Raw genomic sequence first — 19,365 nt, 5'->3', positions numbered from 1 at the left:
TCTCAAGTAACCGCCGTTTTGACCGCGAAGCGGGCGTCCTGCCAGGCGCCGGTGCGCAGGATATCCTCCAGCACCTCGACCGCCTGGAAGACGTCCCTGTAGCCGACATAGAGCGGCGTGAAGCCGAAGCGGATGGTCGACGGCGCGCGGAAATCACCGATCACGCCACGCTCGATCAAGGCGCGCATCACCTGGTAGCCATGCGGGTGGAGGAACGACACCTGGCTGCCGCGCTCATTGCCGTTGCGCGGGCTTTCGAGTTCGAGGCCGAAGGCGCCGCATCTGGCTTCGACAAGCCGGATGAACAGCTCGGTCAGCGCGATGCTCTTCTCGCGCACCGCCGCCATGTCGACCTCGTCCCAGAGGTCCAGCGCGCCCTTGAGCGCCCGCATCGACAATACCGGCTGCGTGCCGCACAAGAACCGGCGGATGCCGACGCCGGCCGCATAGCCCTGTTCGAAGGCGAAAGGCCGCGCATGGCCCCACCAGCCGCTGAGCGGCTGGCGGACATCGCCATGGTGGCGCTTCGCGGCATAGATGAAGGCCGGCGAGCCCGGGCCCCCATTGAGGTACTTGTAGGTGCAGCCGACAGCGAAATCGGCATTGGCGCCGTCGAGCTCGACCGGCAAGGCACCCGCCGTGTGGCAGAGGTCCCAGACGATCAGCGCGCCGGCTTGATGGGCCTTGCGCGTCAGTGTCGCCATGTCGCGCAACTGGCCGGATTTGTAATTGACGTGGTTGACCAGGATGACGGCGACGCGCTCATCGATCAGCTCTTCGATGGTTGGCGCATCGACGCCCTCAAGCCGCAGCACAGTGCCCGGTCGCGTCGAGGCCACGCCTTCGGCCATATAGAGGTCGGTTGGAAAGCTGTCGCCCTCGGCGACGATGACCGACCGGTCTGGCCGCATGCCAAGCGCCGCATGCAGCACCTTGTAGATGTTGATCGAGGTCGTATCGCAGACCACCGTCTGGCCAGCGGCGGCGCCGATCAGGCGTCCGAGCTGGTCGCCGAGCGCGACCGGCATGTCGAACCAGCCGGCGGTGTTCCAGGCACGAATGAGGTCCTGCGCCCATTCATGCGTCGCGGCCTTCTGGATCTCGTTGAAGACGGCGGGTGAAGCGGCACCCAGCGAATTGCCGTCGAGATAGATCACCCCTTCCGGCAAGACGAAGCGATCGCGCATGGAGCGCAACGGATCCGCGGCATCCATCGCCTCGATTGCCGCGAGATCGGGAGCTGCATTCATGATCGATCGTCCTCCGCGCATAAACGCGCCCTGATAAACACGACAAGTGAAATCGGCGTGCCGATCATGCGCAGTCTGCTGGTTTGTGTCAAATATTATATATAATTTACGCCATGGAAGCCTTTGATATATAACCTTAGGCCTGCACTCCGCGGATGGGCAACGATGTTGGATGAAGGACACTCGAAGACTGAAGCGGCCTACAGGCTGTTGCGTCGCGATATCCTCACGACCCGCCTGAGGCCCGGCGCGCCGCTCAAGCTCAGCGCGCTGCGCAATGGCTATGGCATCGGCTGGACACCGTTGCGCGAAGCGCTGTCGCGGCTGGAGGCCGAGCGCCTGGTGACTTCCATCAGCAATCGCGGCTTCGCCGTCGCTCCGGTCTCGCGCGCCGAACTGGAAGACCTGTCACGCGCCAGGTTGGTGATTGAGCTGCCTCTGCTCCAGGAATCGATCGAGAAAGGCGGTCATGAATGGGAAGATGCCGTCGTCACCGCCCATTACCGGCTGTCGCGCTGCAAGACCGCGGTCGACGACCAATCCGACGACGTGGTCGACGAATGGGACGAAAGGCACGAGGCTTTCCACGCGGCGCTGCTCAGCGCGGCAACATCCCCCTGGCTGCTCAACTTCCAGTCCACCATCGCGGATCAGTTGCGTCGCCATCACCGCTTCCTTGGCCTGGCGCCAACGTTGCGGGCGGCCATCGGCCTGCTGCATGGCTATGAGGAGGCCATGCAGGCGTTGCGCCAGGCCGTCGCGATCGAACATCATACCGCGCTCATGGAAGCGGCGCTGGATCGTAACATCGAACGCGCGAAAGCGCTGATGACAGCCCATATCGGCTATACACTGCATGTCTATGTCCATGCCGGCGACGGCGGCACAAACAAGCGGTGACGTAGTGACGGACAGCGGCTAGGCCAACATAGGCGTTTCTCGGGCAAAAGTTGGCGTTTTGGCTTCGTTTCGTTCACGGCGGGTGAACGATTGGTGAAGGTGAAAAAGCCCTTCCCGATGTCTGTCGGCGACGGATGCCAAGCCTCGGCACAGGCTGGTCCACAGGCCGTTAACCAAAACAATTTCAACGCGTGCAAGCGCACAGCGGCGGCGGGCGAGCAGCGATCACGGCCCGCCGCCGAGCGCCAAATAACTTCAGCCGTCTTAACAAATTCACTAAACTTTAAACGGTTGCGGAACACAACTGGAACAGATAGTGTTTGTTCTGGGTTTGTTTTTCGATTCTGGTTCAAACCTCGTTCAATGCCTCGGGGGCCGCCATGCTGACGCGCAAGCAACATGAACTGCTGATGTTCATCCATGAACGGCTCAAGGAAAGCGGTATTCCGCCCTCCTTCGACGAGATGAAGGAAGCGCTCGATCTTGCCTCAAAATCCGGAATTCATCGACTGATCACGGCGCTCGAGGAACGCGGTTTCATTCGCCGGCTGCCCAATCGCGCGCGCGCCCTGGAAGTGCTGCGGCTGCCGGATTCGATCGCGCCCGGCCTCAATGCGGCGCGCAAGTTCTCGCCAAGCGTCATCCAGGGCAGCCTCGGTCAAGGCGGCGGCCTTGGCCGGCAGATCAAGCCGGCGTCTTCGCGCATGCCCTCGGCCGGCAATGACGACGATGCGGTCTCCGCGGTGTCGATCCCGGTGATGGGTCGCATCGCCGCCGGTGTGCCGATCGACGCCATCCAGCATCAGACGCATTCGATCTCGGTGCCGCCGGACATGATCATGGGTGGCGAACACTACGCGCTGGAGGTCAAGGGTGACTCGATGATCGAGGCTGGTATCTTCGACGGCGATACGGTCATCATCCGCAATGCCGATACCGCAAGCCCGGGCGAGATCGTCGTGGCGCTGGTGGACGACGAGGAGGCGACGCTGAAGCGGTTTCGCCGCAAGGGTGCCTCTATTGCCCTCGAAGCCGCCAATCCGGCCTATGAAACACGTATTTTCGGACCGGACAGGGTCAAGGTGCAAGGCAAGCTCGTCGGACTGATCAGGCGCTACTGAACAGGGCTGGCAAGCTGCTTTTCAAGTTTGCGATAGGGCGGCAACCCCCTCGCCTCGCGTGAGAATTTGCGCTGGGTGTGCCAGGGTCGATATGGCCTGTTCACAGCGAAGCTGACCGTTGCTGGCATGATTGCCGATCGGCGATCGAAGAAGACGGCCGCACTGCCTTTGCGGGCGAGTTGCCGTTTGGTGATGACCAGAACCAGCGGATCGTGACAGGGATCATAAGCCGTCGCGTCATTGATGACGATCAGCTCCGCGAAGCCGCAGGCTTTCCAGGCATCCTTGCGGTCCTCGACATGCGCAATGATCGCGCCAGACGGGTGCCTGGCGAGACATACGCCGGCGGTGCAATAGAAGGGCGCTCCCGGTGGCAGTTCGGCGGAATCCGCGATGTCGAATTGTCCGTCTCCCTTGTCGAACACCTCCGGCACGACAATGGTTTCGGATGCCAGCGCGCGTTTCCAGTTGTCAACTGTGAATTCGTTCGGACGCGCCCGGCTGACCGCGAGTTCGCCGCCGCCGATCGGCAGCGCCACCAGCCTCGCGTCCTCCGAGATCAGCACATCCGGCGTGCGCGTATCCGAGACGGTCAACAGGCCGGCAAGCGCGAATGGCAGTGCCAAGAGCCGCAGCCATGTCGTCGCCATAGTCGCAATGACCAGGGCGATCGCCACCAGCAGCACGGATTGTTGTGAAATCAACCCGACGGCATCGATCGGCGAGCGTTCCGAGATCCACGCCGACAAGGCGATCATCGCGGTCAGGCCTTTGCCCATCACGTAGAGAAAGGGACCATCGACGCCAAACGGCATCGCCAGCGCGCTGAGGACGGCGAAAGGCATCACCACCAGCGAGACGATCGGCATGATGGCCAGATTGGCGAACAAGCTGAGCGGCGACACGCGCTGGAAATGCCAGATGGCAAACAGCGCCGTCGCGCTGCCGGCGATGATGGAGGTCATGGCGAGGCCACCCATCGCCAGCAGGAATTTTCGCGTCAGGAAACCGGGCAACGACCGCTTTGGCGGCGGCGGTCTCGTTTTCCCCGCGCGGTAATCCGACCAGCCGGCATAGGCCCCGACCAGCGCCGCGGTCGCGGCGAACGACATCTGGAAACTTGGGCCGACCACCTCATGCGGCGACACCACGATCACGGCGATCGCCGAGATCGCCAGATTGCGCATGGTCAGGGCCGCGCGATCGAACAGCACGGCAACCAGCATCACCGCCAGCATGATGAAGCTGCGCTCGGCGGCAACGACGATGCCCGAGATGATGAGATAGGCCGCGATCGAGAAAAGTGCCGCGGCTGCCGCGTATTTCTTGACCGGCCGGCGCGCGGAAAAGTCCGGAAACAGGGCGAAGGCACCGCGCAGCAAACCCATGATGGTGCCGGCGACCAGCGCCATATGCAGTCCGGAAATGGAAATGATGTGATAGATGCCGGTCCGCCGCATCGCTTCGTTGATTTCATCGGGAATGCCGGCGCGCACGCCGACGATCAGCGCCGCGGCGATCTCGCCTTCGGCGCCACCGACGCTGCCCCTGATATGGTCCGCGATGGCTTCGCGGGCATTTTCTACCGCCGAGGAAAGACGGGCCGCCAGCCGCATGTCATCGTCATCGGCCGCGACGATCCTTGGATTGCCAAGGAAGAAGCCGCTGCCGCCTATGCCGGAGAAATAGCTATCGAAAGAAAAGTCGTAGCTGTTCGGTCGCACGGGGCCGGTCGGCGGCAACAGCTTGGCATAACCCGATATCAGGGAGCCGGCGGTTATCTCGGCCGGTATTTTACGCGCCGAAAGCCGAACGCGTTCCGGCATATAGCGCAATTTCGGCCGGGCGGTCGACGTCACGTCGATGGTCAGCCGAATACGGCCGCTCTCCATCTGGTCGAGCGAGACGACGCGGCCGGTCACTTGCGTCGAGATCTCCGAGCCCAGCATCTGAGTTCCGGCCCGCCACGTCTCGACCTTGCCGGCAAGAAAGCCCAGCGCGCATAACAACGCTGCCATGAAGCACAGATGGGTTTTCTGCCAGGGACGCGAGACAAGCGCACAGAACCCCGCGAGGGCGACGACCGCGACGGGTTTTGCAAAGTCAGGCTCCGCCGCCAGAGAAAAGTAGCCGACCGCTCCGCCAGCCAGGCAGACTGGCACCAGCAGGAAGGCAATGCCCCGGTCAAGTTCGAGGCCCGCCGCCGTGGCCACGCTATGGCGCAGGCGAGGCAGCGAAACCCGACCGAATTGCCGGTGCAGACGCACGATCGCGCCGGCTCCGGCAACCGGAACGGGGGTGGAGACATCCGCCTGAAACGGTTGGTCTCCGGGGCTCGGCACGAGGGGCAATGGCGACCGCGGCGAGGCCGGTGGAAGCGTTGCAAACAGGGACCGTTCGCTGACGCCAATGGCGGCGTCCTCGCCCTGATCCGAGCCCCAGCCTCGTCCAGCCATCGGGTCTGCCCCTTGCGCCCTCGACACCCTATGCTACATGAACGCGCAACGCGCGAAAGTCCGCGCATCCACACCCGCTTCAGCCGTTTCCCGAGAGTTCCATGCCCGACAAGGTCGTCACCCGTTTTGCCCCCTCGCCCACTGGCTTCCTGCACATCGGCGGAGCCCGCACGGCGCTGTTCAACTGGCTGTATGCAAAGCACACCAGCGGCATCATGCTGCTGCGCATCGAGGACACCGACAGGGAGCGTTCGACCGATGCTGCGACCGCGGCCATTCTCGACGGGCTTTCCTGGCTCGGTCTGACCTGGGACGGCGAGCCGGTGTCGCAGTTCGAGCGCGCCCCGCGCCACCGCGAGGTGGCTGAAGAACTCGTACGCATGGGCAAGGCCTACTACAGCTACGAAACACCTGCCGAACTGGAAGCGATGCGCGAGGCAGCACGCGCCAAGGGCCTGCCGCCGCGCTACAACGGACAATGGCGCGACCGCGCCCCGTCCGAGGCGCCTGCAGGCGTCAAGGGCGCTATCCGCATCAAGGCGCCGACCGAGGGCGAGACCGTGGTGCACGACCGCGTGCAGGGCGAGGTGCGCTTTCCCAACAAGGATCTCGACGACTTCATTATCCTGCGCTCGGACGGCAATCCGACCTACATGCACGCCGTCGTCGTCGACGACCACGACATGGGTGTCACGCACATCATCCGTGGCGACGATCACCTGACCAACGCAGCCCGCCAGACGGTCATCTATCACGCCATGGGCTGGGACGTGCCGTCGATGTCGCACATCCCGCTGATCCACGGCGCCGATGGCGCCAAGCTGTCGAAGCGGCACGGCGCGCTCGGCGTCGAGGCCTATCGCGCCATGGGCTATCTGCCGGAGGCGCTGCTCAATTACCTGGCGCGCCTCGGCTGGAGCCATGGTGACGACGAAATTATGTCGATCAAGGACATGATTTCCTGGTTCGACATCGGCGACGTCAACAAGGGCGCGGCCCGCTTCGATTTCGCCAAGCTGGAGGCATTGAACGGCGTCCATATGCGGCGCATGAGCGATGCCGAGCTGTTCGAGATATTCATCGCCACCTTGCCCTATCTCGAGGGTGGCCCGGCCATGGCCGCGCGCCTCGACGACAGGAACAAGGCCCAGTTGCTGGCGGCACTTCCAGGTTTGAAAGAGCGCGCCAAGACCCTGGTCGAGCTTGTCGATGGCGCCGCCTTCCTGTTTGCCACCCGACCACTGCCGATCGACGACAAGGCGGCGCTTTTGCTCAATGACGATGCCCGCAAGATCCTGCGCGGCGCACACGAGGCCTTGAGCGCGGTTTCAGGCGACTGGACGGCCGCGGCGGCAGAGTCCGCGATCCGCGACTACGCGCAGGCAGGCGGCCATAAACTCGGCGCCGTGGCCCAGCCCTTGCGCGCCGCCCTGACCGGCAAAAGCACCTCGCCTGGCGTGTTCGACGTGCTTGCCGTGCTCGGCCGCGAGGAAAGCCTGGCGCGCATATCCGATCAAATCGATTAGCAGCAAACTGGCCCAAGAAGATTGGCATTGAAAGGCGGGTTTCGCAGTGCAACATTAGGCCTTGGCCCAATCTGGCACGCACCTCCTGAAATGCGGTGGCGAATACGCGCATTGCGGTGATTTCGACGTGTCGCCTTGCACAATTTGCCGCTGCCGGCATGAGGAAACAAGAAGGAGTTTGCAATGACCGAAGCTGCGACAAAACTGGAATTTGGCGGCAAGACCCAGGAGGCCACGGCAAAACTCGAATTCGCAGGCAAGACCCATGAGTTCAAGGTGCGAAGTGGGTCGGTCGGGCCCGACGTCATCGACATCGCCTCGCTCTACAGCACCACTGGCGCCTTCACCTACGATCCCGGCTTCACCTCGACCGCGAGCTGCGAGTCCGAAATCACCTTCATCGACGGCGACGCCGGCATCCTCTTGCACCGCGGCTATCCGATCGACCAGTTGGCCGAGCATGGCGATTTCCTCGAGGTCTGCTATCTCCTGCTCTATGGTGAATTGCCGACCAAGGCGCAGAAGGACGACTTCGATTACCGCGTGACGCGCCACACCATGGTGCACGAGCAGATGTCGCGCTTCTTCACCGGCTTCCGCCGCGACGCGCACCCGATGGCGGTGATGTGCGGCGTGGTCGGCGCGCTGTCGGCCTTCTACCACGACTCCACCGACATCTCCGATCCCTACCAGCGCATGGTGGCGTCGATGCGGCTGATCGCCAAGATGCCGACGATCGCCGCGATGGCCTACAAGTACCACATCGGCCAGCCCTTCATTTACCCGAAGAACGAGTTGAATTTCGCCGCCAACTTCCTGCATATGTGCTTTGCCGTGCCGTGCGAGGAGTACAAGATCAACCCGGTGCTGGCGCGCGCCATGGAGCGCATCTTCATCCTGCACGCCGATCACGAGCAGAACGCCTCGACCTCGACCGTTCGTCTCGCCGGTTCGTCGGGCGCCAACCCGTTCGCCTGCATCGCCGCCGGTATCGCTTGCCTGTGGGGCCCGGCCCATGGCGGCGCCAACGAAGCGGCGCTGAACATGCTGGGCGAGATCGGCCATGTCGACCACATCCCGGAGTTCATCGCTCGCGCCAAGGACAAGAACGACCCGTTCCGGCTGATGGGCTTTGGCCACCGCGTCTACAAGAACTACGACCCGCGCGCCAAGATCATGCAGAAGACGGCGCATGAGGTTCTTGGCGAGCTTGGCATCAAGGACGATCCGCTGCTCGACATAGCCATGGAACTGGAAAAGATCGCGCTGACCGACCCCTATTTCATCGAAAAGAAGCTCTACCCCAATGTCGATTTCTATTCCGGCATCACGTTGAAGGCGCTGGGCTTCCCCACCACCATGTTCACGGTGTTGTTCGCGGTCGCCCGCACCGTCGGCTGGATCGCCCAGTGGAAGGAGATGATCGAGGACCCGCGCCAGAAGATCGGCCGCCCGCGCCAACTCTACACCGGTGCACCGGAGCGTGACTACGTGCCGATCGCCAAGCGCTGATCGAGACTCTCTGGAGTGGAAAAGGCGCCCGTCAGGGCGCTTTTTTTATGTGACGGAGCACAATGCCCGCCGCGATCTCGCCGGATGGCTTGTCGGTCGCCATGCGCCGGGTGATCTCGGCAAATCCGCTCTTCTGCCAGGCGCGCATACCGCTGTCGGCGAACAGCGCTTCCATCTGCCGGGCCAGATTGTTCGGCCTGACATACTCGTTGTAGAATTCGGGAACCAGCGCGCGGTCCGCGATCAGATTGGGCAGCAGCGCCGACCAGACCGACAGCAGGTATGGCGCCACGGCGCGGGCGACGGGATCGAGCCTGTAGCACGAGACCATCGGCACCCCCGCCAGCGCCAATTCCAGCGACACCGTCCCGGACGCGATCAGTGCGGCATCGGCCTTGCCGAAGGCCTGCCATTTGCGCTGGGGATCGACGATGATCTCGGGCTTTTCATCCCAACGGTTGACTGACGATTTGACGAGGTCGGCGACATGCGGAACCGTCGGCAGCAGCAGGCGCAGGCGATGTCCGCGCGCGCGCAGCATCGACACCGTTTCGCCGAACGGGTCGAGCAGCCGCCGCACCTCGCCACGTCGCGAGCCGGGCAGGACGAGCAGTGTCTTCACGCGGTCCCCGGCAAGGTCGCGCGGCAGGTCCTGCGCCCTGGCCGCCGCGAGCACGCCCGCATCATGCGTAAGGCGATGCCCGACATAGGTGCCGGGCGGGCCGCCCAGCCGCTCGAGTTCCTTCACCTCGAATGGCAGGATGCAGAGAATATGATCGACATACGGCTTCATCGCCGCCGCCCTGCCCGGCCGCCACGCCCATACGCTCGGGCAGACATAGTGGATGATCGGGATCGAAGGGTTGGCCGCACGCACCTTCCTGGCGACGCGCAACGAAAAGTCCGGACTGTCGATGGTGACGAGGCAATCGGGCCTTTCGTCCACAACGGTTTTGGCCAGCTGGTTGATCCGACGCATCAGGCGCGGCAGGTCACGCAGGATCGCGCTGAACCCCATGAGGGCGATCTCGCCGGCATCGAACGGCGATGCCAGTCCCAGCGCCTGCAGATGACGGCCGCCGAGGCCGACGAGTTGCACCTCGCGACCGGTCGCCCGGCCGAGCGAACGCACGATATCGGCGCCAAGCAGGTCGCCGGACTCCTCGCCGGCAACGATCGCGATCTTCAGCGCCTTGTCAGCCATGATGCGGCTCCGTGGCGGCAGGCAGACCGACGATGAACAGGCCGAGTGCGTTGGCACTCGAGATGGTTTCCGGGCCTTCTAGAACCAGCGATCGTCCCGCTTCGACGGCAATGCCGGCAAGCCCGGCCGCATGCGCCGCTTCAACCGTCCGCGGGCCAATGGAAGGGAGATCCGCGCGCAGTTCCTGGCCGGGCTTGGCGCACTTGACCAGGACACCTCGGGTCTTCCCCGCTATCCGGCCGTGGCCGCGCAGCAACTTCGCACGGTCGAGCAATCCGGCCGTCCCCTCGATGCCTTCGAGTGCGATGGTCCGGCCGCCGACCGCGACCGCCGCCTGGCCAATATCCAGCGCGCCTATCGCCTTCGCCGCGGCAAGGCCGGCTTCAATGTCTCGCCAGTCCGATTTCCTGGGTGCGGCCTTCGTCAGGATGCCCTCGGCGGCAACAAGGTCCGGCACGATTTCGTGGGCGCCGACAACCTTAATTCCACGCGCCTCGAGACCTCGTGCCACGACCTTCAGCAGGCCATCGTCGCCACGCGCAAGCGCCATGACCACCAGGGGGATCACCGCGAGCAGGCCGAGGCTGGGGCGCAGCGCAAGCAGCCGCGGCCGGCGCTTGATTTCACCCGCAAGCACCAGATGGGTGATCCGGTGCCGCCTCAGCAGCGGTATAAGCGAGCCAATACCTTCCAGGGCGAGGCTTTCATGCTCATATCGAGAGAGCTCGGCCATGCGGTCCACCTCGCCTTCCATCAGGATGACAAAGGGTGGATAGCCCAGGTCCGCCGCATTGACCGCGACTTCGACCGGGAGGCTGCCGCCGCCAGCAACGATGCCGATCCTGGCGCCCGGCGAAAGATCAAGACCCGCTCGCGCTGTCTCAGTCTTCGTCATCGACATCGTCGCCATCGCCGCCCTTGAGCGACGGCACCGCGTAGTGCCGCTTGCCGCGACTGGTGATGAAATCGATGATCTTCATGGCGGTCGGTGACGACGCGAACTCCGCCTTGGCGAATTCGATGTTCTCGCCAACGGTGCGGGAACGATCGAAAATCAACCTGTAGGCCTTGCGCAGCAGATGGATTTCGGACCTCGGCAGGCCGGAACGCTTCAGGCCAATGATGTTGAGGCCGCGCAGGCTGGCACGATTGCCGACCGCGATGGCATAGGGGATGACATCGCCGACGACCGCCGAGCAGCCACCCAGAAAGGCGTTGTCGCCGATGCGGACAAACTGATGGACGGCGGTCAGGCCGCCAATATAGACATTGTTGCCGACTTCGCAGTGACCGCCAAGCGTAGCCCCATTGGCGAAGGTCGCGTTGTTGCCGACGACGCAGTCATGGGCGATATGGGCGTAGGCAAGAAAATTGCCATTGTCGCCGACCGTCGTCTCGCCACGGCTGGAATCGGTGCCGAGATGCATGGTGACGCCTTCGCGGATCGTGCAGTTCTTGCCGATGACCAGGGTGGTGCGGCCACCCTTGTGCTTGGTGTTCTGCGGCGGCGCGCCCAATGTCGCCATCGGATAGACCTTGGTCGAGGCGCCAATGGTGGTCGCGCCCATCACCGAGACATGACTGACCAGTTCGACGCCGTCGCCGATCACCGCATCGGCGCCAACGTGGCAAAACGGTCCGATGCGCACGCCTTGGCCGATCTGAGCGCCTTCCTCCACGACGGAGGAAGCATGGATTGATGTCTTGATTTTCATAAGCATTCGATCGTCAGTCGCTGGTGACCATCATGGCTGAAATCTCGGCCTCGGCCGCCTTGGCGCCGTCGACCATGGCTTCACAAGCGAATTTGAGCAGGTTGCCGCGTTTCTTGATTTTCTTGACATAGATCTTCAACTGGTCGCCGGGAACGACCGGTTTGCGGAATTTGGCGTTGTCGATGGTCAGGAAATAGACCAGTGACGGCTTTTCAGTACCCAGGCTGCGGATGCAGATGGCGCCGGCGGTCTGCGCCATCGCCTCGACGATCAGCACGCCCGGCATGACCGGCTGCTCGGGGAAATGTCCCTGAAAATGCGGCTCGTTTATGGTCACGTTCTTGATGCCGACGGCGGACTCGTCGCCATCGATGTCGACAATACGGTCGATCATCAGGAACGGATAGCGGTGCGGCAGGAGCTTCATCAGCCCCATGATGTCGACCGCTTCCAGCGTCGTAGCCGCCACCATATCAGCCATTTCCCTTGCCCTGCTTGCGTGCCCTTGCCATCGTTCGCAACATGGCTATCTCGCGCATGGCTTCCGCCATTGGCTGTGCCGGATAACCGCCCCAGATCTCACCTGCGGGGACATTGCTCATAAACCCACTTCTGGCGGCGAGCTTGGCCCCAGACCCGATCGTCAGGTGGTCCGCAAGCCCAACCCCGCCGCCCATGGTGACATTGTCACCCACGACAACGGAACCCGAAATACCCGAAAGCCCGGCCACTATGCAATTGCGGCCGATGCGAACGTTATGAGCGATCTGCACGAGATTGTCGATCTTGGTGCCCTGGCCGATGATCGTGTCGGACATGGCCCCGCGATCGACAGTGGAGTTGGAGCCGATCTCGACATCGTCCTGGATAACGACCCGCCCGATCTGCGGAACGCGCTCCGGTCCCTTGGCGCCGGCAACAAAGCCAAAGCCGTCCTGGCCGATCCTGGCGCCGCCGTGGATGATGACGCGGTTGCCGATCAACGCATACTGGATGCTGGCGCCCGGGCCGACATAGCCGTCGCGGCCGATCTGGCAGGACTGTCCGATGACGGCATTGGGTGCGATGACCGTGCGGCTGCCGATCGAAACCCCCGGCCCGATGACCGCGCCTGCCTCGATGACCGCACCCGCCTCGACATGCGCGGTCGGATCGACATGAGCATGCGGCGAGACACCGGTTTCACTGGTCATTGGCCCCGGTGTCGCAGCCGTCGGAAACAGCAGTCGTCCGACCAGCGCGAATGCCTGTTGCGGGCGCGGGTGGATGAGGACGGCAATGCCGGCCGGAGCCTTGCCGGCGAATTCCGCCGGGCACAGCACCGCCGCCGCGCGCAGCGACGGCATCAGCGCGGAATTGCGCTTGCCATCGACGAAAACGAGCGCATTCTCGCCGCCTTCGTTGGCTGGCGCCAGAGCATCGATCGCAATTTGGGAGTGGCCGGAATCGACAAGCACCGAGCCGGTCAGATTCGCGACTTCGCCCGCCGTATACCGGCGTGATGGCGCGAAGAACACCGGATCGGTCATTCCAGAAGCTATATCCAGCTAGTTCGGAACATTTCTCCCGGATCTGTGGGATCCGGGAGCATCGTTGGCCGCCGATCAGAAGCGGGTCGATATGCCGAAGTTGAATTCCTGCACGTCGTCTGACGCTTCCTTCTTGACCGGGATCGCATAGTCGATACGGATCGGGCCGAACGGCGAGGCCCACATCAGGCCAAGGCCGACCGAGGCACGCAATTTCATGCCAACCGACGACTGATCGACCTGGCTTTGATCGCTGATCTTGTTGCCATAAAGCGTTGCTGCATCGGCAAATACCGCGCCGCGCAGGCCAAAGCTCTCAGGAATGACCGGCAGAGGGAACTGTGCTTCCGCCGAGGCGTTGAAATAGGTTGTGCCACCCAGATGATCGCCGCTGGTGCCTGCAGCGACTGGACCGATGCCGCCATAAGCGAAGCCGCGGATCATGCGATCCGTGCTCTGAAAATGGTCAAAGACACGCAGATCGCCATCGCTACCGTAGCCCTCGACAACACCTGCGCCACCTGAAATCAGCCCGACCAGATCCAGTTGCTCGGACAGCGTCTGGTAGACGCTGGCACGGCCGGTGACCTTGACAAACTTGGCATCGCCACCAAGTCCAGCCACTTCCGTCAACACGTTGGCATATATGCCTTCATGCGGGTTCTTCATGTCGTCGATGGTGTTGTAGACCAGACCGAGGCTGACCGACGACTTGATCCAGGGACTCTGTGCGATACCATCCAAGATAGCTGCGGAGACATTGCAACCAGGGTCAGGGATTCCGTCGCCATTCCCATCACAGCTGTCGTTCAGTTTGTATTTCTCTTGCGAGATATTGTACGCCAGCTGAGTTGAGATGCTGTTGGTGATCGGCAGGCCGAAACGCACGGTCGCGCCGGTCGTGTCGCTGTTGTAGTTGTTGTAATTTCGGGTCGACTTGTAGACGTCGAAGCCCGCTGCGATGCGCCGGCCGAGGAAATATGGCTCTGTAAACGAAATGCTGTAGTCCCGCGAATTCTTGCCGCCGCCCGCCGACAGCTTGATGAACTGACCGCGGCCGAGGAAATTGCGCTCGGTGATCGATCCTTCGACGGACGGGCCAGCCGTGTCGCCACCGGTCGAATAACCCGCACCGACAGAAAACTCGCCGGTCGACTTTTCGACCACATCGACCACCAGCACGACCTGGTCTGGCTGTGAACCCGGCACCGTCGAGATATCGACTTTCTCAAAGTAACCGAGGTCTTCCAGACGCTTCTTCGCGCGCTGGATGAGCACCTGGTTGAAGGCGTCACCCTCGCTGACATCGAATTCGCGGCGAATGACATAGTCACGCGTGCGATCGTTGCCGCGGATTTCGATGCGCTCGACATAGGCCTTGGTGCCCTGGTCGACGGTATAAACCACAGAAATGGTGTGATTCTCGAAGTTGCGGTCGCCACGCGGCGTCACCTGCGCGAAGGCATAACCTGAACCGGCCACCTTCTCGGTCAGCGCGATGATGGTGTTCTCGACATCCTTGGCGTTGTAGACGTCGCCCTTGTGGGTCTCGACCACCGATTCCAGCGACTTGCTGTCGACTTCCGGGATCGTGCTCTCGACGCTGACGTCGCCGAACGTGTAACGGTCGCCTTCCTGAACGGTGATGGTGACGGTGTACTTGTTCGTCGTGTTGTCGAGCTCGCCGACCGCGGACACGACCTGGAAGTCGGCATAACCGTGATTGTAGTAGAAGCGGCGCAGCAGTTCCTGGTCGGCGCGCAGCTTGTCGTCGTCGTAGACGTCGTCGCGCAGCACGAACGAAATCCACGACGAGCGCTTGGTCGTGATCACATCCGAAAGGCGACGGCTGGAATAGGCGCTGTTGCCAACGAAGTTGATTGCGGCGATCTGCGTGCGGCCACCTTCGTTGATGTTGAAGACCACGTTCACGCGATTGTCGCCGAGCTCCATGACCTGGGTGGTCACGGCGGCGTCGTCCCGGCCGATGCGCTTGTACGCAGCCTTGACCGATTCGACGTCGGCATCGAGCGTCGCTTGCGAGAACGTTCCGCGCGGCTTCAACTGCACCGCTGCCGCAAGGGCATTGTCCTTGAGCTTCTTGTTGCCCTGGAACAGCACCTGGTTGACGACCTTGTATTCGGCAACCTTGACCACCAGCGTCGAGCCGACCTGGTTGATCTGCACATCCGAGAACAGGCCCGTGCCGAACAGCGCCTTGATCGCGTTGTCGATATCGGAACTGGAGAAAGCCTTGCCCGGCTTGATGGTGATGTAGTTGCGGATGGTTTCGGCGTCGATACGCTGATTACCGCTCACTTCAACTCTGCTGACGACAGCCGCCTCGGCCGCCGATGTGGCAACGAACTGCACTGCGAGCGCGCCTGGCACGACCAGAGCCGCAGACAGGGCCACCGCGGAAGCGGCGCTCAGAAACTTGGATGCTGCCTTCATCGGGCTTAATAACCTTTTCTCGTAGTCCCCACGGCGAGAAAACCGGACGTGCGGTAATTTCCCCTACCGTATTAACCGGATTTTCCCTACACGCAAGGCTTCTGGTTAATTTGTATTTACTTAACCCTGCGGCGTGGCTTTCGCGTCACTCATATCCCCGTGCATGGTAAACGGCGTCTCAACATCGACCATGCTCAGGCCAAATTTCTTCATGATTTCAGCACCCAAACAGATCGTTCCAGAAAACGAACCCCATGAAGCACAGCACCAGAAGCAACCCGGCCCGATAGGCCATTTCCATCATCCGGTCAGACACCGGACGACGGATGATGGCCTCCACCCCGTAGAACAACAGATGGCCGCCGTCGAGGGGGGGAATCGGCAAAAGGTTTAGAATACCTATCCCCACAGACAGCAGCGCCACGAGTTGCACAAGCCATTCGAAACCCAGTTTTGCCGCCTTGCCAGCCATGTCGGCGATCTTCACCGGGCCGCCCAGCTGGCATTTGTCCTCGCGCCCGACGACGAAGCGCTGCAGGAACTGGCCGGTGCGCTGGATGATGTGTCCGGTTTCCTCGACCGCCGCGGTCAGCGCGCCGGCGGGGCTGTAGGTGACGAGGCGGGGCTGGCCGAGTTCCTTGTTGTTGACGACGCCGATCACGGCCACCTTGACCTTGTTGCCGAGCGCGTCCTCCTGTTCCATCAGCTGCGGCGTCGCGGTCACGGTGACTTCCTTGCCGTCGCGCAGCATGACGAAGGTGATGGTGTCGCCTGCCCGGCCCGAAACCAGGCGCTGGACGTCGCCAAAGGTTTCGACCTTGCCGCCGTCGACGCTGACGAATCGGTCGCCTGGCAGGATACCTGCCTTCGCCGCCGGGCTGTCGACGGTCACCTCTGCCACCATCGGTTCCGAGACATAGCGCCCATAGGCGGCAAACAGCACGGCAAAGACGGTGATCGTCAGCAGGAAATTGAACAGCGGCCCGGCCACCACCGTCGCCGCGCGCTTCCAGATCGGTTGCGTATGGAAGGCGACCTTGCGCTCTTCCTCGGTCAGCGTTTCGATCTCTTCCGAAGAAGGCTGGCTCGAGGTGGCGTTCATGTCGCCAACGAATTTTACATAGCCGCCGAGCGGTATCGCGCACAGTTTCCAGCGCGTGCCGTGGCTGTCGTTGAAGCCGAAGAGTTCCGGGCCGAAGCCGATCGAGAAGGCCCTGACCCCAATGCCGCACCAGCGGCCGACGAGGTAGTGGCCCATTTCATGGACGAACACCACCACCGTCAGCACGAACAGGAAAGGCACGAGCGTGCCGAGAAAGAAGCCTTCCGTGCTGAAGATCGCGTGAAGAATCTCGTTCAAGTCATGCCCTCAAATTCTTCCACGGCGCAGGTAGCGCCGTGACTGTGACATCAATCCGGGCGAATCCAAGGCGTCGTGCGCATCGGATCGCGAAATGCCACCGCTCAAATGGGAAACAGCCCCTGCGCCGGATGATCGGCGGTCGCCGAAATCCAGCCGATGACGTATAGGGCGAAAGCAGCCGCGACAAGCCCGTCGACACGATCCATGACGCCGCCATGGCCCGGGATGAGCGTACCCGAATCCTTGCGGCCATGGCGGCGCTTGACCCAGGATTCAAACAGGTCGCCGGCCTGCGCGACAATCGAAAGCGCGAGCGCCACCAGGCCGAGCAGCGCCAGATTGCCGACACCGGCGGCGGCGGCCAGCATCAACCCCGCGACGATGCCCCCGGCAGCGCCGCCAAGCGCCCCGCTACGTGTCTTGCCCGGAGAGATCGAAGGCGCCAGTTTCGGACCGCCAACGGCACGGCCGACAAAGTAGGCAAATATATCGGTGGCCCAGACGACCGCGAACAGAAACAGTATGGCAACGAGGCCTGAGCGGTCGCCATCGCGCAGCAAAGCAAGCGACAGGCCGGAAACCGTGGCGTAGGCAAGGCCGGCCGCATCCCATTGTCCGGCCTTGCGAATCGAGGCGGCAATCGCCGTTGCGGCAACCACGATCACGACAAGAGGCAGCAGCCAGGATGCGGCAAGGCCGGCAATCAAGGCGCCAATGAAAACAACAAGCAGTGCTTCGGGCAGGAAACCCAGGCCCGTGCCCTCGGTCGGGCGCGACATGCGCGTCCATTCGTAAAAGATCACCGCCGACATCACGGCGCAAAGCAACCTGAAGGGCAGACCTCCAAACCAGGTCAAGCCAAGGGTAATGATGGCAAGCACGATTGCCGAAATGACGCGGAGCTGAAGATTGCTCATCTCGCGGCCGGTCGCGAAGCGACGTCCTGCGGGCCGAGTCCGCCAAAACGGCGTTCGCGGCCGGCAAACTCGCGCAAGGCCTCGGCAAGGTGCTCGCGGCTGAAGTCGGGCCAGAAGCAAGGCAGGAAGACGAGCTCACTATAGGCGGCCTGCCACAAAAGGAAATTCGACAGCCGGAGCTCGCCGCTGGTGCGTATGACCAGTTCCGGGTCGGGAATGCCATGCGTGTCGAGACAGCCGGCAAAGCTTTCGGCGGTGATCGCCTCGCTGTCGAGTTCGCCACGCGCCACGGCCGAAGCCAGCTTGCGTGCCGTGCGAACGATCTCGTCGCGTCCACCATAGTTGAAGGCAATCACCAGCGTCAGCGATTCATTTCCGGCGGTCAGCGATTCGGCTTCATCGAGCAACCCTCGGATGTCGGGCTGCAGCCCTGCCCTGTCGCCGATGATCCTGACCCGCACACCGCTCTGGTGCAACTCGGCGAGATCGCGGCGGATGAAAAGCTTCAGGAGGCCCATCAGGTCGCTGACTTCGGACTTTGGTCGCGACCAGTTCTCCGACGAGAAGGCATAGACAGTCAGGTAGGAGATGCCGAGACTAGGTGCCGCGCGCACCGTCTTGCGCAGCGCCTCGACACCGGCGCGATGACCGGCAAGCCGCGGCATGCCGCGCGCCTTGGCCCAGCGTCCGTTTCCGTCCATGATGATCGCGACATGCGCGGGCGTTGCCATGTTCTCGCTTTCGAGCCAGCCGCTGCCGACCGACCCTAAACCTGCATGATTTCAGCTTCCTTATCGGAAAGCAGGTGATCGATGGTGCTGATCGTCTCGTCGGTCAGTTTCTGGACCTGGTCGGAGCGCTTGCGCTGGTCGTCCTCGCTGATGTCGCCGTCCTTCTCCGCCTTCTTCAGGAAGTCCATGCCGTCGCGACGCACATGGCGTGCGGCGACACGGGCATTCTCGGCGTAGCCGTGCGAGATCTTGACCAGTTCCTTGCGGCGTTGTTCGTTGAGCTCCGGCAGCGGAATTCTGAGATTGGTGCCGTCGACGATCGGGTTGAAGCCCAGATTGGATTCGCGGATGGCGCGGTCGACCGCACCGACCATCGATTTGTCCCAGACCGACACCGAAATCATGCGCGGCTCCGGCACCGAGACGTTGGCCACCTGGTTGATCGGCATGGTGGTGCCGTAAGCCTGCACCTGGATCGCGTCGAGCAGATTGCTGGAGGCGCGACCGGTCCGCAGCGAAGCCAGATCATGCTTGAACGCGGCGATTGCCCCATCCATGCGCCGCTTGAGATCGTCATACTCACCACTCATCCTAGTCTCCTCGACCCGTCTGACGCGGGTTCACTGCTTCGGGGGCAAGACCCCGTGTTCGAGCCTGATTTTCGAAAGCCGGTTTCCCTTTTTTCGG

The 19,365-nt window shown here is 62.6% G+C and carries 16 protein-coding genes; 4 read left to right on the top strand and 12 right to left on the bottom strand.

Annotated elements, in window-relative coordinates; genetic code table 11:
* Positions 1–2 precede the first annotated feature (2 nt).
* Positions 3–1,250 carry a kynureninase gene (gene kynU / locus OOJ09_RS13175; RefSeq protein ID WP_269905626.1) on the bottom strand — a complete coding sequence of 416 codons (1,248 nt, stop codon included), beginning with the start codon at positions 1,248–1,250 and terminating at the stop codon, positions 3–5.
* Between the two features lie 165 nt (positions 1,251–1,415).
* Here kynU and OOJ09_RS13170 point away from each other — a divergent pair, with 165 nt between their 5' ends.
* Both OOJ09_RS13170 and lexA read left to right on the top strand, forming a co-directional pair.
* Positions 1,416–2,150 carry a GntR family transcriptional regulator gene (locus OOJ09_RS13170; protein ID WP_269905625.1) on the top strand — a complete coding sequence of 245 codons (735 nt, stop codon included), beginning with the start codon at positions 1,416–1,418 and terminating at the stop codon, positions 2,148–2,150.
* 380 nt (positions 2,151–2,530) lie between these two features.
* A complete protein-coding gene (gene lexA, locus OOJ09_RS13165) occupies positions 2,531–3,271 on the top strand; it encodes a transcriptional repressor LexA (protein WP_269905624.1) in 741 nt (246 codons plus the stop codon).
* Here lexA and OOJ09_RS13160 read toward each other — a convergent pair.
* A complete protein-coding gene (locus OOJ09_RS13160; protein WP_269905623.1) occupies positions 3,265–5,727 on the bottom strand; it encodes a ComEC/Rec2 family competence protein in 2,463 nt (820 codons plus the stop codon). The two genes, lexA and OOJ09_RS13160, sit on opposite strands and share 7 nt — an antisense overlap.
* Before the next feature lie 101 nt (positions 5,728–5,828).
* On the opposite strand from OOJ09_RS13160, the gene gltX reads away from it, so the two are divergent.
* Both gltX and gltA read left to right on the top strand, forming a co-directional pair.
* Positions 5,829–7,253 carry a glutamate--tRNA ligase gene (gltX, locus tag OOJ09_RS13155; RefSeq protein WP_269905622.1) on the top strand — a complete coding sequence of 475 codons (1,425 nt, stop codon included), beginning with the start codon at positions 5,829–5,831 and terminating at the stop codon, positions 7,251–7,253.
* 183 nt (positions 7,254–7,436) lie between these two features.
* Complete coding sequence (gene gltA, locus OOJ09_RS13150) at positions 7,437–8,765, top strand: citrate synthase (protein ID WP_091574775.1); 1,329 nt, start codon at positions 7,437–7,439, stop codon at positions 8,763–8,765.
* Positions 8,766–8,796: 31 nt separating this feature from the next.
* Here gltA and lpxB read toward each other — a convergent pair whose 3' ends face one another.
* The 10 genes from lpxB to frr all read right to left on the bottom strand — a co-directional run bounded on the left by lpxB (position 8,797) and on the right by frr (position 19,268).
* Positions 8,797–9,969 carry a lipid-A-disaccharide synthase gene (gene lpxB, locus OOJ09_RS13145; protein WP_269905621.1) on the bottom strand — a complete coding sequence of 391 codons (1,173 nt, stop codon included), beginning with the start codon at positions 9,967–9,969 and terminating at the stop codon, positions 8,797–8,799.
* On the bottom strand, positions 9,962–10,864 hold the full coding sequence (locus OOJ09_RS13140) for an LpxI family protein (RefSeq protein WP_269905620.1): 903 nt from the start codon (positions 10,862–10,864) through the stop codon (positions 9,962–9,964). The genes lpxB and OOJ09_RS13140 overlap by 8 nt, the downstream gene beginning before the upstream one ends.
* Entirely contained in the window at positions 10,851–11,684 is an 834-nt protein-coding gene (gene lpxA, locus OOJ09_RS13135; protein ID WP_269905619.1) for an acyl-ACP--UDP-N-acetylglucosamine O-acyltransferase, read from the bottom strand. The genes OOJ09_RS13140 and lpxA overlap by 14 nt, the downstream gene beginning before the upstream one ends.
* Before the next feature lie 13 nt (positions 11,685–11,697).
* The gene (gene fabZ / locus OOJ09_RS13130; protein WP_256752815.1) at positions 11,698–12,165 is read right to left on the bottom strand and encodes a 3-hydroxyacyl-ACP dehydratase FabZ; all 468 of its coding nucleotides are present in this window, start codon (positions 12,163–12,165) and stop codon (positions 11,698–11,700) included.
* Entirely contained in the window at positions 12,158–13,213 is a 1,056-nt protein-coding gene (gene lpxD, locus OOJ09_RS13125; protein ID WP_269905618.1) for a UDP-3-O-(3-hydroxymyristoyl)glucosamine N-acyltransferase, read from the bottom strand. The genes fabZ and lpxD overlap by 8 nt, the downstream gene beginning before the upstream one ends.
* Positions 13,214–13,288: 75 nt before the next feature.
* Positions 13,289–15,667 (bottom strand): outer membrane protein assembly factor BamA, encoded by a 2,379-nt coding sequence (bamA, locus tag OOJ09_RS13120; protein ID WP_269905617.1) that lies wholly within the window; start codon positions 15,665–15,667, stop codon positions 13,289–13,291.
* A gap of 217 nt (positions 15,668–15,884) precedes the next feature.
* On the bottom strand, positions 15,885–17,027 hold the full coding sequence (gene rseP, locus OOJ09_RS13115) for an RIP metalloprotease RseP (protein WP_269905616.1): 1,143 nt from the start codon (positions 17,025–17,027) through the stop codon (positions 15,885–15,887).
* Between the two features lie 104 nt (positions 17,028–17,131).
* Positions 17,132–17,947 (bottom strand): phosphatidate cytidylyltransferase, encoded by an 816-nt coding sequence (locus tag OOJ09_RS13110; protein ID WP_269905615.1) that lies wholly within the window; start codon positions 17,945–17,947, stop codon positions 17,132–17,134.
* Positions 17,944–18,678, bottom strand: a complete 735-nt coding sequence (locus OOJ09_RS13105; protein WP_269905614.1) for an isoprenyl transferase — start codon at positions 18,676–18,678, stop codon at positions 17,944–17,946. Before OOJ09_RS13105 ends, OOJ09_RS13110 begins: the two co-directional genes overlap by 4 nt.
* Positions 18,679–18,713: 35 nt before the next feature.
* Complete coding sequence (frr, locus tag OOJ09_RS13100) at positions 18,714–19,268, bottom strand: ribosome recycling factor (RefSeq protein ID WP_015317784.1); 555 nt, start codon at positions 19,266–19,268, stop codon at positions 18,714–18,716.
* Positions 19,269–19,365: the final 97 nt, after the last annotated feature.

Source organism: Mesorhizobium qingshengii, from assembly GCF_027563465.1.
Lineage (GTDB): Bacteria > Pseudomonadota > Alphaproteobacteria > Rhizobiales > Rhizobiaceae > Mesorhizobium > Mesorhizobium qingshengii_A.
Note: the sequence above shows the minus strand (reverse complement) of the source record. Positions and strands in the feature narration are given on the sequence as shown.

Excerpts from the sequence above, each read along its gene's own strand:
- lpxA (WP_269905619.1), bottom strand. The coding sequence starts at position 11,684 with ATGAAAATCAAGACATCAATCCATGCTTCCTCCGTCGTGGAGGAAGGC.
- kynU (WP_269905626.1), bottom strand. The coding sequence starts at position 1,250 with ATGAATGCAGCTCCCGATCTCGCGGCAATCGAGGCGATGGATGCCGCG.
- bamA (WP_269905617.1), bottom strand. The coding sequence starts at position 15,667 with ATGAAGGCAGCATCCAAGTTTCTGAGCGCCGCTTCCGCGGTGGCCCTG.
- OOJ09_RS13140 (WP_269905620.1), bottom strand. The coding sequence starts at position 10,864 with ATGACGAAGACTGAGACAGCGCGAGCGGGTCTTGATCTTTCGCCGGGC.
- OOJ09_RS13170 (WP_269905625.1), top strand. The coding sequence starts at position 1,416 with ATGTTGGATGAAGGACACTCGAAGACTGAAGCGGCCTACAGGCTGTTG.
- OOJ09_RS13110 (WP_269905615.1), bottom strand. The coding sequence starts at position 17,947 with ATGAGCAATCTTCAGCTCCGCGTCATTTCGGCAATCGTGCTTGCCATC.
- OOJ09_RS13105 (WP_269905614.1), bottom strand. The coding sequence starts at position 18,678 with ATGGCAACGCCCGCGCATGTCGCGATCATCATGGACGGAAACGGACGC.
- gltA (WP_091574775.1), top strand. The coding sequence starts at position 7,437 with ATGACCGAAGCTGCGACAAAACTGGAATTTGGCGGCAAGACCCAGGAG.
- frr (WP_015317784.1), bottom strand. The coding sequence starts at position 19,268 with ATGAGTGGTGAGTATGACGATCTCAAGCGGCGCATGGATGGGGCAATC.
- lexA (WP_269905624.1), top strand. The coding sequence starts at position 2,531 with ATGCTGACGCGCAAGCAACATGAACTGCTGATGTTCATCCATGAACGG.
- OOJ09_RS13160 (WP_269905623.1), bottom strand. The coding sequence starts at position 5,727 with ATGGCTGGACGAGGCTGGGGCTCGGATCAGGGCGAGGACGCCGCCATT.
- lpxD (WP_269905618.1), bottom strand. The coding sequence starts at position 13,213 with ATGACCGATCCGGTGTTCTTCGCGCCATCACGCCGGTATACGGCGGGC.
- fabZ (WP_256752815.1), bottom strand. The coding sequence starts at position 12,165 with ATGGCTGATATGGTGGCGGCTACGACGCTGGAAGCGGTCGACATCATG.
- gltX (WP_269905622.1), top strand. The coding sequence starts at position 5,829 with ATGCCCGACAAGGTCGTCACCCGTTTTGCCCCCTCGCCCACTGGCTTC.
- lpxB (WP_269905621.1), bottom strand. The coding sequence starts at position 9,969 with ATGGCTGACAAGGCGCTGAAGATCGCGATCGTTGCCGGCGAGGAGTCC.